Origin of the sequence: Haladaptatus sp. CMSO5, assembly GCF_036689885.1 — an archaeon.
In the GTDB taxonomy this organism is placed as follows: Archaea; Halobacteriota; Halobacteria; order Halobacteriales; family Halococcaceae; genus QDMS2.
The window spans coordinates 2023855-2038495 of record NZ_JBAHVW010000001.1; the positions used below are offsets into that span (position 1 = coordinate 2023855).

15 protein-coding genes are annotated in these 14641 nt (G+C 61.8%); 8 read left to right on the top strand and 7 right to left on the bottom strand.

All coding sequences use genetic code 11. The features are described 5' to 3' along the window. The first annotated feature begins 65 nt into the window (after positions 1–65). The gene (locus tag V5N12_RS10630; protein ID WP_332899143.1) at positions 66–1751 is read left to right on the top strand and encodes a thiamine pyrophosphate-binding protein; all 1686 of its coding nucleotides are present in this window, start codon (positions 66–68) and stop codon (positions 1749–1751) included. On the opposite strand, the gene V5N12_RS10635 is transcribed toward V5N12_RS10630, so the two are convergent. Next, on the bottom strand, positions 1742–4288 hold the full coding sequence (locus tag V5N12_RS10635) for a cation-translocating P-type ATPase (RefSeq protein ID WP_332899144.1): 2547 nt from the start codon (positions 4286–4288) through the stop codon (positions 1742–1744). The genes V5N12_RS10630 and V5N12_RS10635 overlap by 10 nt on opposite strands. A gap of 85 nt (positions 4289–4373) precedes the next feature. On the opposite strand from V5N12_RS10635, the gene V5N12_RS10640 reads away from it, so the two are divergent. Next, entirely contained in the window at positions 4374–5330 is a 957-nt protein-coding gene (locus V5N12_RS10640) for an NAD-dependent epimerase/dehydratase family protein (RefSeq protein WP_332899145.1), read from the top strand. Here V5N12_RS10640 and V5N12_RS10645 read toward each other — a convergent pair. The 3 genes from V5N12_RS10645 to V5N12_RS10655 are packed head-to-tail and all read right to left on the bottom strand — an operon-like array spanning position 5327 to position 7035. Then, positions 5327–5686, bottom strand: coding sequence for a cupin domain-containing protein (locus V5N12_RS10645; RefSeq protein WP_332899146.1), 360 nt, complete (start codon positions 5684–5686; stop codon positions 5327–5329). The two genes, V5N12_RS10640 and V5N12_RS10645, sit on opposite strands and share 4 nt — an antisense overlap. Before the next feature lie 39 nt (positions 5687–5725). Further along, a complete protein-coding gene (locus V5N12_RS10650; RefSeq protein WP_332899147.1) occupies positions 5726–6310 on the bottom strand; it encodes an HD domain-containing protein in 585 nt (194 codons plus the stop codon). 2 nt (positions 6311–6312) lie between these two features. Beyond that, positions 6313–7035 carry an EthD domain-containing protein gene (locus V5N12_RS10655; protein WP_332899148.1) on the bottom strand — a complete coding sequence of 241 codons (723 nt, stop codon included), beginning with the start codon at positions 7033–7035 and terminating at the stop codon, positions 6313–6315. A 112-nt stretch (positions 7036–7147) separates the two neighbouring features. Between V5N12_RS10655 and V5N12_RS10660 the strand changes: the two genes are divergently transcribed. Together V5N12_RS10660 and V5N12_RS10665 are read left to right on the top strand one after the other, a co-directional pair. Next, positions 7148–7993: a DUF7537 family lipoprotein gene (locus V5N12_RS10660; RefSeq protein ID WP_332899149.1), complete on the top strand. Its 846-nt coding sequence runs from the start codon at positions 7148–7150 to the stop codon at positions 7991–7993. Between the two features lie 67 nt (positions 7994–8060). Beyond that, positions 8061–9335, top strand: a complete 1275-nt coding sequence (locus V5N12_RS10665; RefSeq protein WP_332899150.1) for a M24 family metallopeptidase — start codon at positions 8061–8063, stop codon at positions 9333–9335. Here V5N12_RS10665 and V5N12_RS10670 read toward each other — a convergent pair. After that, entirely contained in the window at positions 9332–9817 is a 486-nt protein-coding gene (locus V5N12_RS10670; RefSeq protein WP_332899151.1) for a GNAT family N-acetyltransferase, read from the bottom strand. The two genes, V5N12_RS10665 and V5N12_RS10670, sit on opposite strands and share 4 nt — an antisense overlap. A 77-nt stretch (positions 9818–9894) precedes the next feature. On the opposite strand from V5N12_RS10670, the gene V5N12_RS10675 reads away from it, so the two are divergent. Further along, the gene (locus V5N12_RS10675; RefSeq protein ID WP_332899152.1) at positions 9895–10899 is read left to right on the top strand and encodes an LLM class flavin-dependent oxidoreductase; all 1005 of its coding nucleotides are present in this window, start codon (positions 9895–9897) and stop codon (positions 10897–10899) included. A 40-nt stretch (positions 10900–10939) separates the two neighbouring features. Next, the gene (locus tag V5N12_RS10680; protein WP_332899153.1) at positions 10940–11497 is read left to right on the top strand and encodes a class I SAM-dependent methyltransferase; all 558 of its coding nucleotides are present in this window, start codon (positions 10940–10942) and stop codon (positions 11495–11497) included. On the opposite strand, the gene V5N12_RS10685 is transcribed toward V5N12_RS10680, so the two are convergent. Both V5N12_RS10685 and V5N12_RS10690 read right to left on the bottom strand, forming a co-directional pair. Further along, positions 11494–11955, bottom strand: a complete 462-nt coding sequence (locus tag V5N12_RS10685; protein WP_332899154.1) for a hypothetical protein — start codon at positions 11953–11955, stop codon at positions 11494–11496. The genes V5N12_RS10680 and V5N12_RS10685 overlap by 4 nt on opposite strands. A 39-nt stretch (positions 11956–11994) precedes the next feature. Then, on the bottom strand, positions 11995–12450 hold the full coding sequence (locus V5N12_RS10690) for an acyl-CoA thioesterase (protein WP_332899155.1): 456 nt from the start codon (positions 12448–12450) through the stop codon (positions 11995–11997). Between the two features lie 118 nt (positions 12451–12568). Here V5N12_RS10690 and V5N12_RS10695 point away from each other — a divergent pair, with 118 nt between their 5' ends. Beyond that, positions 12569–13117: a ribbon-helix-helix protein, CopG family gene (locus V5N12_RS10695; protein ID WP_332899156.1), complete on the top strand. Its 549-nt coding sequence runs from the start codon at positions 12569–12571 to the stop codon at positions 13115–13117. 113 nt (positions 13118–13230) lie between these two features. Further along, positions 13231–14592 (top strand): ABC transporter substrate-binding protein, encoded by a 1362-nt coding sequence (locus V5N12_RS10700; RefSeq protein WP_332899157.1) that lies wholly within the window; start codon positions 13231–13233, stop codon positions 14590–14592. Positions 14593–14641 lie beyond the last annotated feature (49 nt).

Sequence of the window (14641 nt, forward strand, 5' to 3'; positions counted from 1 at the left end):
AGCGACCCAACGGCAATGGGTCACACGGCCTGCTCGCTTGCTCACCAATCGACACGGTACCTCGCATGAACACCGCAACCCACCTCTCAGAAACCCTCGTAGAACTGGACGTTGAGTTCGTCTTTGGCTACCCCGGTGGCCGCGTCATCGAACTGTTCTCCGACCTCGGTGACACGCCGATTCAGGTCATCCGCCCGCGCGACGAGCGCGAAGCGAGCGTGATGGCCGAGATGTACGGTCGGCTCACCCGCAAGCCGGGCGTCCTCGCCGGACAGGGGCCGTGGATTGGCAGTCTCGGCGCAATCGGACAGATGGAAGCCCGACTCGGCTCCTCACCGATGGTCGTCCTCACCGAAGCCTCAGAGCGTGGCGAGTATTCGACGCTCGCGCCTTACCAACAGGCACGCGGCGATTACGGCGGGCTCTCGCTGCCCGACATCCTCGGGGCGATAACGAAAGAACACTGGTTCCCTCGCACGCCAGTCGAAACCCTCCGGAGCGTCCACCTCGCGTTCAAACACGCGACGAGTGGACGACCCGGCCCGACGGCGGTCATCCTCGATGGGGGCGCAATCTCGAAGGACGTACCCGAAAATCCGGTACCGCCGCTCTGGGACGCCACCGCACAGACGAAAACGTGGAAGTCTCGGCCAACGGACGCAGACCTCGACCAAGCGGTGGCGGCGCTCGAAGCCGCCGAACGCCCGGTCATCGTCGCCGGAAACGGCATCCACGCCGCGAACGCCTACGACGAACTCGTCACGGTTGCAGACCAGTTCGATTGCGCCGTGGCCACTTCGTATCTCGGGAAATCAACCATCGCAGAAACCCACCCCCGTGCCGCCGGCGTCATCGGCTCGTTCGGCCACGAAGGCGCGAACCAAGTCGTGAGCGAGGCGGACGTGCTGCTCGTGGTTGGCTCACGACTCAATCCTATGGACTCGAACTGGCAGGCCCCGGAGTTCATTCGCCCCGATGAACAAACCATCATCCACGCGGACGCAGACACGCGAAACGCCGGGTGGGTGTACCCCGCAGACGTGGGTCTCATCGGTGACGCAAAGGAGACGCTTGCCGCGCTCGCTACCCGTGGCGAGGCGACTTCGGGGTGGGCGAAAGACCGAGTCGCTGAGGCACAACAGAACTTCACCGCACCGGAATGCGAAGCCAACAGTTCGCCCGTCAAACCACAGCGCGCGGTAAAGGAAATCGAGCGCGTGGTTGACGAGGATACGATTGTCACCGCAGATTCGGGGAACAACCGATTCTGGCTGTTGAACTACCTTCAGACACCTGCGCCGCGAACCTACTTCGGGAGCGGCGGCGTCGGTGGGATGGGCTGGGCAGGTCCCGCCGCCGTGAGCGCAGCGCTTGCGACCGACAAAGACGTGATTGCAGTGGCCGGAGACGGCGGCTTTGCGATGACGATGACCTCCATCGAGACGGCCGTCGAGTACGGTGTTGCACCCACGTACGTCGTGCTCAACGACACGAGCCTCGGCATGGTCCGCGAGATGGACGCCGACATGCCGGGCGTGGAGTTCCAGAACACGGACTTTGTCGCCGTGGCCGACGCGCTCGGCGGGAATGGCATTCGCGCAGAGTCACCCGACGAACTCCGCGCTGGGTTACAAACGGGCAAGGCCGCGGACAGGCCGACGGTCATCGACGTGCGTATCGACCGGTCAGAGCGGATGGCAGACACCCTGCAGTCGTCGTTCTACGCCTCTGTCGGTGGGCTTCACGAGTGAGCGACGACCCGGCGGACGAAGAGCGCGATGAGGACGAAGAGGAAACCGCCGGTCACGCCAACAACTCCGAGGAGCCCCCAGTCACCGAGACTGAGCGGAACCGTGCCGAAATAGCCGCGAAGTGGCGTGTAGACGACAGCAAGTTGGAGCACCAACGAACATGCGACGGCGAGAAACAGCCACCAGTTGATGACCGGCGTGTGACGGAGCCAGCGCACGACGAACAGTTTCACGAATTCGAGCAGGACGAACCCCGTGAACACCATCGTGAGCGCGTAGGGCGTCACCGTCGGCGCGCCGTCGAGGACGACCACCATCAGTCCGAGCATGACGAGGGCGGCCGCCACGCCAGCCCCGCCGACGAAGCCGAGCAGTTCGCGGTCGAGAATGCCACTCGCCCGCTCTCGGGGCTGTCTGTCCATCACATCCTCGCCCGAACTATCGACGCCGAGGGCGAGGGCTGGCAGGCCGTCGGTGAGCAGATTTATCCAGAGCAATTGCACCGCCGGGAGGATGAGATACCCCGCGAGCGAGGCGACGAACACCAACAGTACCTCCGCGAAGTTCGCAGAGAGCAGGTAGGCGACGAACTTCCAGATGTTGTCGAACACGGCCCGGCCGTTTCTGATTGCCGTGCGTATCGTGGCGAAGTTGTCGTCGAGAAGCACGATATCGCTGCTTTGAGCGGCCACGTCCGTCCCTCGAACGCCCATCGCCACGCCCACGTCTGCGCGCTTTAAGGCGGGTGCGTCGTTCACGCCATCGCCGGTCATCGCCACGACGTGCCCCTGTGCTTGTAACGCGGTTAAAATCCGCACCTTGTGGGCGGGCGTCGCCCGGGCGAACACGGTGGTTTCAGACAGGCGTGCGGTGAGTTCGTCGTCGTCCATCGCATCGAGTTCCGTGCCGTCGAGGGAGTCTCCCTGAAGGCCAATCTGTTCGGCGATGACGGTTGCCGTGACGCGGTTGTCACCCGTGATGAGTTTCACGTCGATACCGGCGCGGCGACAGTCAGCGATTGCGGCGACGACTTCGGGTCGGGGTGGGTCGAGCAAGCCCTGTAACCCGACGAACACGAGCGAGTCGTCCGGCTCGTCGCTGGTGCTGTAGGCGAAGCCGAGGACGCGGAGCGCCGCCGTGGCGAAGGCGTCCGTCTGCTCGCGGATTCGCCCACGCATCTCGTCTGTGAGCGGGACGACACCCGCCTCGGTGTGGACGTGCGAACAGTGGTCGAGCACCGGACGCGGTGCGCCTTTGACGTAAGCCACGTCGTCGTGGACGGTCATCATCTGCTGGGTTTCAGCAGAAAACGGGCGTTCTGCAATCCGTGGGTGGTCGGCTCTGACGGCGTCCGGGTCGAGGCCGTACCAGCGCGCAGAGCCGAGCAACGCCTGTTCGGTTGGGTCGCCCACGTCGTCGGTGGCGTCGTTGCAGACGACGCCGATTTCGAACAGGCGACGAAGTCTGTCGTCCGCAGGTGGCTCGTCGTCAAGCGAATAGACGGCGTCTGGCACCCAGACCTGATTCACGACCATCTCGCCTTCGGTGACGGTTCCCGTCTTGTCCGTGCAGATGACATCGACCGTCCCGAGCGCTTCGACCGCCGGGAGTGCTCTGACGAGAGCGTGTTCTGCGGCCATCCGCCGAACGCCGAGGGCGAGTGTGAGCGTCACCACCGCGGGAAGCCCCTCGGGGATAGCGGCCACCGCGAGCGAGACGGCCGCGAGCACGGCTTGCACGGCGTCGGTTCCGGCGACCACGATGAGGATTGGGGCGAGCAGCGCAGAGACGAGGAGAATGCCGATACCAAGGGACTTCCCGAGCGCCGCGAGGTCGCGTTGGAGCGGCGTCAGTGGCGCGGTGGCAGAAGCGAGCGCCCCAGCAATTTCGCCCATCTCGGTGTCCATTCCGGTCGCCACGACGACGGCTTCACCGCGTCCACGGGTGACGGTCGTTCCTCGGTACACCATGTTCGTCCGTTCTGCGAGCGGCGTGTCGCTCGGGAGCGTCTCGACTGACTTCTCGACGGGGAGGCTCTCGCCGGTCAGCGGCGCTTCGTCGCATTCGAGCGTCTGGGCGGCAGAGAGCCGCGCGTCCGCCATCACTGCATCACCCTGCGTGAGAACGAGCACGTCGCCGGGAACGACTTCTGTCGCCGGGATTTTGTACTCGCGGCCGTCTCTGCGGACGGTAGCGGTCGGCGTTGCGAGTTCTCGCAGGGCGAGCAGGCTCTGTTCTGCACGGTAGTCCTGTGCGAACCCGAACGCGCCGTTCGCGGCGACGATGATGCCGATGAGGAGGGCGTCGATAGTGTTTCCAACCGCCGCAGAGAGGAGGGCCGCGACGACGAGCACGCCGATGAGCGGGCTCGAAAACTGGGCTGTGAGTATCGAAAGTGGCCGCCTGCCCTCGGTGTCGATGAGGTCGTTTTCGCCGTGAGAGGCGAGACGGCGGGCAGCCTCGTCGCTCGCCAATCCCTCTCTGCTACTATCGACGGCACCGAACACCTCCTCGACCGTCGAGTCGTGGCTCACCACAGCCTACAGTTCGTCAGACTGATAGATAGGCGTAGCGTCCCTGCCACGACAACGTTTTTCGCATTTCCAACCAACGTTCGTGACAATGGCAGAAACGGTACTCGTCACCGGCGGCACTGGCTTCATCGGCGCATACGTGGCCCAAGACCTCGTCCACGCGGGCCACGACGTGGTCGCGTACGACCTCTCAACCGACAAAACCCGCCTCGACAAACTCGGCGTCGCAGACGATGTGAGGGTGATCCGCGGCGACGTGACCGACCCAACCGCTGTCGTCCGCGCGGTCAAAGAGTCGGGCGCGACGCGCATCATCCACCTCGCCGCCCTCCTCACGACGGCCGCGGAGGCGAACCCGCGCGCCGCGATGGACGTGAACATCCAAGGGACGAACAACGTCTTCGAGGCGGCGCGCACGCTCTCTGACCAAGTAGAGCGCGTCGCGTGGGCCTCAAGCGCCGCCGCCTTCGCCCCGCCGAGCAACTACGGCGAGTGGGTGACCGAGGACGATCTCGTGTATCCTGACACGCTCTACGGCGCGACGAAGGTGTACAACGAACATCAGGCGAAAGTGTATCTCGAAGAGTTCGGCGTCTCGCACGTCGCCCTCCGCCCGACGGTGGCCTACGGCCCCTACCGCGAAACCGGCGGCTCTGCGTTCCTCGCCCAGATGATAGAGCGTCCCGCCCTCGGCAAGTCCTTTTCAGTCGAGTTCGGTGACCAAATCATCGACTGGCAGTACGTCCGCGACATCGCCCAAGCGTTCCGTCTCGCCGCGTTCGCGCCCGACGAAGACCTGACTCAGCGCGTCTACAACGTCCGGGGCGAACTCGCTACGATTCGAGAGGCCGCAGAGGTTGTGAAAAAAGTGATTCCCGAGGCAGACCTCTCTGTCTCTGACGAAGGCGAACTGCCGTGGACGCAGGTGCTCGACATGACCAAAGCCCAGCAAGACCTCGGCTACGACCCTGAATACGACCTCGAAACGGGGATTCGAGAGTACGTGAAAGTGCTCCGCGAGGAGGAAGGGCTGGAACCGCTCTAGTCTACGTTCAACACCACGCCGTCGTCTTTCACGTTCGGTGCGCCGACGATGAACGCCTCGCCCGCCGTCACACAAACGAGTTGGCGGATTTCGTCGGGTGAGACGACCACCACGTCACCCGCCTTCAGTTCATCCACCGTATTTTCGTAACGCATCTCGAATGTCCCGCTCAGAATGTGGTAGAGTTCTTCTTGGGTTTTCTGTCGGTGACGGTTCAGCCGCTGGCCGGGTTCGAACACCCAGACGTTGGGACGCATCTTCTGGGGCCTAAGTTCGTAGCCGACGGCTTTCAGCCGCGGGGAGTCCTCGCCAACGTCCCGCACGTCGATTTCGTCCAGATTCACCTTCGCGTGCATACCTGCATTTCGTCGGCTCACCGCAAAAAATCGCGCCCGCTATTCTTGGGTCTGTGAATACCGTTTGACCCACTCTTTCAAGCTGATTCCCATCGCAGCCTGCGTGATGGCGTTCGAGGACGCCGAGTTCGCGCTTTTGACGAGTTCAGCTTCCATCGTGCGTCGTGGAATCTCACCGATAAAGTGCGGGATGGCGCGTTGGACGGCGAGCGGGACGCCGACCTCGTGGGCGAGGGCGTAGCCCGACATGGAGTGTGGAATGTCCTCGGTGACGTAGGTCGGGTCGGGGTCGGTCAGTTCTTCGTCCACGTGCGTAACGTACTCGTAGCACTTGCCCACGTCGTGGAGCAGGCAGGCGGCGCGAATCACGTCGAAGTCGGGATCTGCGCCGTGGAAGTCGCGCTGGATTTCCGCGCTCTCCACGGCGATTTTCACGACGCCGCGGGTGTGTTCGACGTTGGTCACATCGTGGATGTTCCACGCGTACGGGATGTCCGCGATGTCGCGCCACCCGCCGCGTTCGAGGCCGCGCGCCCACGCTTCGACCACCTTGTCGCGGAGGTCGTCATCGCGGATTTCTGCGAGTTCGGGAAACGCCTCTCTGACCTGTGCTGCGCGGTCCATCGTCAGTGCCCTGACTCGTCTTTCTGTACTGTTTCTGTGCCGATGAAGCGCGGTCGGTCGCCAATCGAGAGGAAGTTGTTCACGTCCTCGCGGGCTTCTTTTGCCTTGCCCTTTGCTGGGTCGTAGTCGCGCGACCCTTCGCTCCCGAGCGCGTCGTGGAGCGCGTCTAAGTCCTCGAAGTAGAGCTCGGCCACGCCGTCGAACTCGGCGTTCTCGGGGTCGGTCGGCAGGATGGTGTCGTACTTGACGACGCCTTCGATTTCACGGGCGATTGGCGTGTGGTTGTTCTGCCAGTGGTCGACGAACGCCTCGTGGCTCATCCCATCCTTGCGGACGAGGAACGCTGAGTGCTTGTAGAGGCCGTCGGTGTCGCCGCCAACGTCGTCTCGTTGGACGACGACCTCGCCGATGAATCGGGGTCTGCGCTGGATGTCGAGGAAGTTGTCCACGTCCTCCCGGGCTTCTTTCGCCTTGCCCATTGCGGGGTTGTAGTCGCGCGACCCTTCGCTCCCGAGCGCGTCGTGGAGCGCATCCAAGTCCTCGAAGTAGAGTTCCGCAAGGCCGTCGAACTCGGCCGCTTCTGGCGTGACCGGGAGCACCGTCGCGTACTTCACGACGCCCTCGATTTCGCGAGCAATCGGGACGTGATTCGTCTGCCAGTAGTCAACGAACGCCTCGTGGGACATGCCCTCCTTTCTGACCAAAAGCGCGACGTGCTTGTACATGCGTCAGCGGATAAACTCGGGTTATCACAATAAACTATGAGGAACGAACTCGAGAATTCAGTCAATTTGGCGGAACTTCTACGGTTAAGCCCTTACCCGTCGAAGATGCTGTATGAACCGTTCAGTATTCGCAACGGTCCTCATGGGGTTGGTGGTAGTTCTTGCAGGATGTTCGGGGGGCGTCACAGACAACACAACGACGACGGCAGGAGCCGGAAACGATGTCACCACGACGACACAGACGACCGCGCTCGGGGAACCGTACACGGCGTCGGGTGACGAACTCGATGCGACGACGCTGGCTGCAGCGCACGAAGCGGCGCTCAAAAACGCGGGCAGTTTCACGAATCAGCTGAACATCTCGGTTGATACGACCAACGGCAGCCTCGACCTCAACGCGACGACGCGGGCGAATCTGAACGACGGGACGGCCAGCCAGACGAACCTGCTCGCGTTCGAGGAGTTCCGCTTTGAGTCGACGGTGTACACCGCAGGGTCGTCCTCCTACGAACGTACGTACTTCCAATCGAACGACTCTGAGTACACCGAGTACCGCCAAGGAAGCGAGCCGTACAGTAACATAGAGGAAGCAGAGCCGGTCGACGTGAACGACGCGATGCAGATTGACATCGTTACCGACACGGTCGACGGCGCAGACTGGACGCAGGTCGGTGTCGAACAGTTCGACGGCGTCTCCGTGACGCGATACGAGGCAAAGGGCGTAGAGAGCTTCAAAGACCTTCGTGAGGACATCGACCCGGCGAGCAACCAGACGATTACGAACGCAGAAGCCGTGTTACTCGTCGATGAGAACGGCATTGCTCGCTTTATCGAGATTCGCTTCGAGGTCGAAGACGACGATGTTTCGGGGACGATTTACCTCATTTCGAAGGTGACCGACGTTGGCTCCACGACGGTCGCAGAACCCGATTGGCTCGACCGCGCGAAACAGAGCTGATCGAATTCGATTTTTCACGAACACAGCGCTGAAAAAGTTCTTCACGGTTGTCGGTGTTTGGTGACGTATGACGCGATATCGTCGAGATTTCATGGAGGGAACCCGCGGCACGCAAGCGGTTGATTGGGAAGCACGCATCGACACCCACCGCCTCCGCGAAGAGCGCCACGCACGAGCGCTCGCACAGCTCAAAGCGGAAGGCCTCGGGAGCATGCTCCTCATCGACGACCCGAACGTCCGGTACGTGACCGGCCTCGCCATGACCGGCGGAAGCGGCGCAGACCACTACACCCTGCTCACCGAAGACGGCTCGGTCGTCCACTGGGACACCGCAGACCACGCGAGCAACCAGCGGTTCAACTGCCCGTGGCTAGATGACATTCGCTACGCCTGCCCGGGCCTCGGCAACGTCCCCCGCGCCTCCGGCAGTCCGTCTGCCCGCAAATTCCTGCTCAACACGATGGCTGAAACCGTCGTTGAGGCGATGGAGGAGTACGGCGTTGCAGACCAGCCCATGGGTATCGACGTGGCGAACGGCGGCCTCGTTTCCGCCTTCGAGGACCACGGCGTACAGGTCGAAGCCGAGAAGTGTTCGCGGGCGATGGAGACGGCGCGAAAGACGAAGACCAAAGACGAAATCGAGTGTTTGCGACAGGTTGCGGCCATCTGTGAGGCAGGCTTCCAGAAAATTAAGGAGGTCGCCCGCCCCGGAATGCGCGAATCTGAGGTGTGGGGCGAGGCCGTCCGCGAACTCTGGCGACACGGTGCGTTCGTCGGCGGGGGCTACCTAACCTCGGGGCCGAACACCTGGCCGAAACATCAGGCGAACACCACAGACCGGATTCTCCGACCCGGCGACCTCGTGTACGCCGACTTCTACAACATCGGCTATCTCGGCTACCGCTCGTGTTACTACCGCACCTTCTCGCTCGGCGAGCCGACGAAAGCGCAAAAAGAGGCCTACGAACTCGCTCGCTCGAACCTGTACGCCGTCCTCGACCGCATCGAACCGGGTGCAACGACCGACGACGTGTGCAAAGGCTTCCCCGACATGGAGGACGAGCACGCCGACTACTACGGTGCGACCGACCACTGGCAGATGACGACCAATCACTGGGCACACGGTCTCGGCCTCCAACTCTACGAAGTGCCGCTCATCTGGCGGGGCATCTCCGAAGACCACCCGATTGAACTGGAAGAAGGGATGACGATGGCCGTCGAAACGCAAGAACCCGCAGACAATCAGGGCGTGCGCTTAGAGGAGATGGTCGTCGTGCGCGAAAATGGCGTCGAAATCCTGAGTCAGTGGCCGGCAGACGAGATTACCGTCATCGACTACTAACGGTGGATGACGTAGACGGCTTCGGGGTAGGCTTTCTCACCGATGTACGTCTCACCTTCGCGTTCGAGGGTGAAGCCGTAATCTTCGTAAAAGGCGTTGCCGAGTCGATTGTCTTTGAGTACCATCGCTCGGACGAGGTCGACGCCACGGTCGAACAGTTCGGTGACCGCACTTTGGAGAAGGGCCGTCCCGACGCCGCTTCGTCTGGCTTCGGGGTGGACATATAGTCGGAGAATGTCGCCCTCGTCGTGATTCCAGAGGGCGTGGACGAACCCCCAGACGGTGTCGTCTTTTTCTGCGACGAGCATGACGGTGTCCGTCCGCGCAATCTCTTTTTTGATGAGGTCGGGATTGTACCAGTCTACGACGCCCTCGCTCGCGGTTTCCCGGCTTAGAATCGTTGGATAGTCACCCTCCCACGACGCCTGCGCAACTGTCAAAATCCCCGTCGCATCCTCCGGCATCGCGGCCCTCACTGACATGCATACTCATAGCACGACAGGTCGATTAGTCTTTTCGTCGAAGCCACATCTATTACGGTCGCTTGCGTGGGTCGCGTATGCAGATTGGTACGGGGCTGTTCACCTGCCAGCATCGCCCTGACGATGACCGCACACTGAGTGACCTCTATCAGGAGATGCTCACGCTCGGGCGCGCCATCGAGGATGCGGGGCTTGCGAGTGCGTGGGTCTCAGAGCACCATTTTACCGACGACGGCTACCTTTCAGGGACGATGCCCGCCCTCGGCGCGCTCGCTGCCACCACCGATTCACTCGAGATTGGGACGTGCATTGCCCTTGCGCCGCTTTACGACTCGGTTCGCCTCGCAGAGGACGCCGCCACCGTCTCCCTGCTCGCAGACGGCCGCCTCTCGCTCGGGATGGCCGTTGGCTACGTAGACGACGAGTTCGACCGCTTTGGCGTGCCGAAAGACGAACGAACCGCCCGCCTCGAAGACGCGATTCACGTCCTCCGGGGCGCGTGGTCGGACGGCCCGCTCGATTTCGACCCGCAGTTTCACGATGCGCCCGCAGACACGCTGGTGACGCCGAAACCAGAGAAAGCGCCGCCAGTATTGCTCGGCGGAAAGGCCAAACCCGCCGTTCGTCGCGCCGCCCGACTTGCGGATGGGTGGATCGCACCCTCCTCGCTCTCCATCGAGGGCGTGAAACTCCGGCAAGACGATATCCACGCCATCCGCGAGAAAGAGGGACTCGACGGCGAGTTCACGACGTATCTGATTCAACACGGCTTTGTCGGAGAATCGAAGGAGGACGCGTGGGAGACGATGAAAGCTGGCTATCTCTACCTCCAGCGAAAGTACGCAGAGTGGGGAAGCGGCGAGACCATCGACGAACTACCCGAAGCGCGCGTCGAGGAGCTCAAGGAACAGGCTATTTTCGGCACGCCAGAGCAAGTCATCGAGCAGCTCGAACCCTATCGCGAGGCGCTTGGCGACGACGTCCACTTCATCTTCCGGACGTACTACCCTGGCATCGGCACCGACGAGATGGTCGCGTGTATCGACCGACTCGGCGACGAGGTCGTCCCACACTTCGCCTGACCTCGGCTACACTTTTCGCGCTGCCGCCCGTAGGCAGGCTATGGGCTTTCACACCTTCAACAAAGACCACGCGGACTTTCTCGATGACCCGATTCGTTATCGCTTTCTCTCGGTTGACGAACTCCTCGCCCACCTCGCACTCGAACGCGAGATGACCGTCGTAGACCTCGGTAGTGGGACGGGATTCTACACCGACCACGTCGCCCCGTACGTCTCGAAGGTGCACGCGGTGGACGTACAGGAGGCGATGCACGACCTGTACCGCGAGAAAGGCGTGCCTGAAAACGTCTCTTTGACCACGGCGGAAATCGGTGACTTGCCCTTTGCAGACGAGTCGCTCGATGCGGCGCTCTCGACGATGACCTATCACGAGTTCGCGGATGAAGCGGCGCTGGCGGAGGTGCGTCGGGTGTTGAAGCCCGGCGGCAAACTGGTCGTCGCAGACTGGTCTGCAAACGGCGAGCACGTCGAAGGGCCGCCGCTCACAGAGCGTTTCTCGCTCGCGGAGGCGAAAACGCAGCTCGAAGTCGCCGGATTCACCATCGACTACGCGAGCGAACGCGTGGAGACGTTCCTGATTGCCGCGACGAAAAACTAGCTGAAGTCGGGGAGGTCTTCTGGCGCTTCGTACTCGGCTTCCCAGTCTACGTACTCTTCTTTCAACACGTCGCTCACGATTTGGCCGAGTTCGGTGAGTCCAGCGTTGATGGCAGAGACGTCACCCCACGAGGTGAGGCCAGGGTGGAGGTTCTGTTCTTTCCAGTTCTCGGGGAGGCCGGGTGCGTGATAGCCAACTCGATTGGCGAAATCGTCCCAGAAGAAATCGAACTCGGAGATGAGCGAGAGGTCTTCGACGACAGTGAACTGGGCTTCGGTCACGTCCGTGTGCTCTGCCCACTCGTTGAACGAGCGCTCCCACGCGCCGTCCACTAAGAACTCCTGTAACTCCTCTCTGCGGTAGTCTTGGGAGCCAAACACCTCCGCGTCCTCGTAGTCGGCAACGTCGGTGTTGGTGACGATGCGGGGGGCCGGTGGGGCGTCGATGTTGAGACTCATAGAAGGCAGTATGTGAGAAGAGCGGATAAAACCGCGTCCCTACGCCGTCCCGTTCATTTCGGCTTCGGCGCTGAGCGCTTCTTCGAGGAGGCGCTCGCCGTCGGTGGTGGCGACGGTAAGTTCCGGCACTTCGGTTGGCACGTGGTGGTCGTCGATGGCGACGTAGACGAAAAACGACTCCGTCGTGAGTTCGGTGTCGCCGGTGAGCGGGTCTTCGCGGTAGGCACGCAGGCGAACCCGAACGCTCGTGCGCCCGGATTTGTAGACATAGGCGCGGATGAGGGCGGTTTCACCGAGTGGAATCGGCCGGTGGAAGTTCACTTGGTCCATGCGCGCGGTGACACAGGTTTCACCGGCAAAGCGCATCGCTGACATCGCACCGACTTCGTCCATCCACTTCATCACGTTGCCACCGTGGGCGATTTCGTAGGTGTTGGTGTGGTTCGGCAAGATGAGTTCACGATTCTCGATATACGTCTCCATGAGCGACGGCATACGTCGGGGTTTTCGCGGGAGGGAAATGAGTCTGCTGTCTCCGCGCCTCGAATCGAACTGGTACGATTCCAGACACGAGTCGTGACCTTTACCGCACTGCGCCTCTGAGTGTGAGTGTATGTCACATGACAGGGTGACAGTTTCGCTCGATACCGACGCACGGGCGGCGCTCGAAGACCTGACGAGCCGCACCGGTGTGGGCCAGAGTGAGATGGTTCGACGTGCGCTCACCTTCTACGCCGCGAACTTCCAAGCCGCAACGACAGAGACGAGTGCGAATCTGCAAGACTACCACAAGATGCTCTCGGGTGGCGAGCACGCGCTGCTCGACATCGACTTCCTCCACTGTTTTCTCGACTATGTCGAAGGAGAAAACGGCGAGCCAGATCCGGAGTTTCTCGCGGATGCGGACAAGGTTTCAGACTACCACGCCCACGAGTACAAAGGCCAGTTCGACAACTTAGGTGACATGCTCGAATGGCTCTCACTCTGTGGCTTTCTCACCGTCAGGCGCAGCGAGGAGAACACCTATCACGTCGTCTATCCGTCAGAACAACTTCGCTGGTTCATGACCCGATTCATCGAACGCAGTTCGGTTCACCTGCCGTTCACCATCGAAACTGAAGAGGGTCTCACAAAGGTGCTGATGACTGAAATTCCGGAGTAGCAGACTGTCTCTGCATAACTTTTCACACCTTCTCACAACTGTTCATACTCAGTGTTGCTACTGTGAGACAGGGTAACAAGAGTCTATATATGGATGGTGGTCTGACTCCGACCATGGCATCGGGTGACAAGTTCGTACGAGAACTCCAGCGTCGGCGGTTCCTGCGCCTCGCAGGACTCGCAGGCGCGACCGGGCTCGCAGGGTGTATCAGTCAAGAAGACGTCCAAGACGACGGCGGCTCCGACGGCGGAGGCGGTGGCGGCGGAACCGAAGAAGGAACCGACGGCGGCTCTGAGACCGACAACGGCGATTCGGGCGACAGCGGTGGCGACAGTTCGTCAGTCGATGTCGGCGTGGTCATCCCGTTCAGCGGTGACCTCTCTGACTTCGGTGGTCCAATGATGAACGCGCTTCGGATGGCCCAAGAGGACATCAACGCGGCGGGCGGCCCGCTCGGGCGCGAGATTGAACTGCACGACGAGGACTCGGGCACCGACTCGACGCAGGGCGTGAACGCGGCGAACAAACTCGTGGATACGAACGGCGTGAGCGCCCTCATCGGGGCGGTGTCGAGTGGAGTCACCATCAGCATCGCAAAGTCGGTGACGGTGCCGAACAACGTGCTCCACATCACGTCGGCGTCGTCCTCACCGAGCATTTCGACCTTAGATGACAACGACCTCGTCTTCCGGACGCGGACGAACGACCGCTTCGTCGCGAAGGTGATGGCGAAAATCATCGAAGATCAAGGCGTCGAGAAAGCCGCGGTCATCTACATCAACAACGACTTCGGCGAGGCACTTGCAGACACGTTCGAATCATCCTTCTCGGGGACGACAACCACGACCATCGGCTACGAATCCGGGCAGTCGTCGTACCAGCAGATTCTCGCAAAGGCGTTCGAAGACGACCCCGGCTTCGTCGCGTTCGCGGGCTACCCCGAGAGCGGGACGACCATGCTCAGCCAGTGGGCAGAGGAAGGCTACGGCGGCAACTGGGTGCTCCACACCAGCCTGCTCTCCGAGGACGTTATCGAGAACGTCGGTGCAGACGTGATGAACGGGATGTACGGCGTCCGCACCCAACCACCGAGCGGTGGCGCGACGGAATCGTTCGTCGCTGATTACAAGGAAGCCTATCCCGACGCGCAGGTGTTCGACCCGTACTCGTGGAACTCCTACGACGCGCTCGTCTCCTACGCGCTCGCCGTCCACAAGGCGGGTACGGACGACGCAGCCGAAGTCAAGAAGGCGATGCGCGAAGTCTCGAACCCCGACGGCGAGGCCGTGAGCTACGGAGAGTTCGGCGGCGGTGTCGAGAAGTTAGACGCCGGGACGGCCATCGACTACAGTGGGCCGAGCGGGAACGTCAACTACGACGACAACGGCGACGTGGCCAGCGACATGGTCATCGTCCAAGTCGAAGATGGCGAGTTCACAAACAAGGACACGATTCCAGCGGACGAACTCGTCTAACCACTCCAACGAACCCATATTTCAGTACATGACCACCACAGCAGTGTCT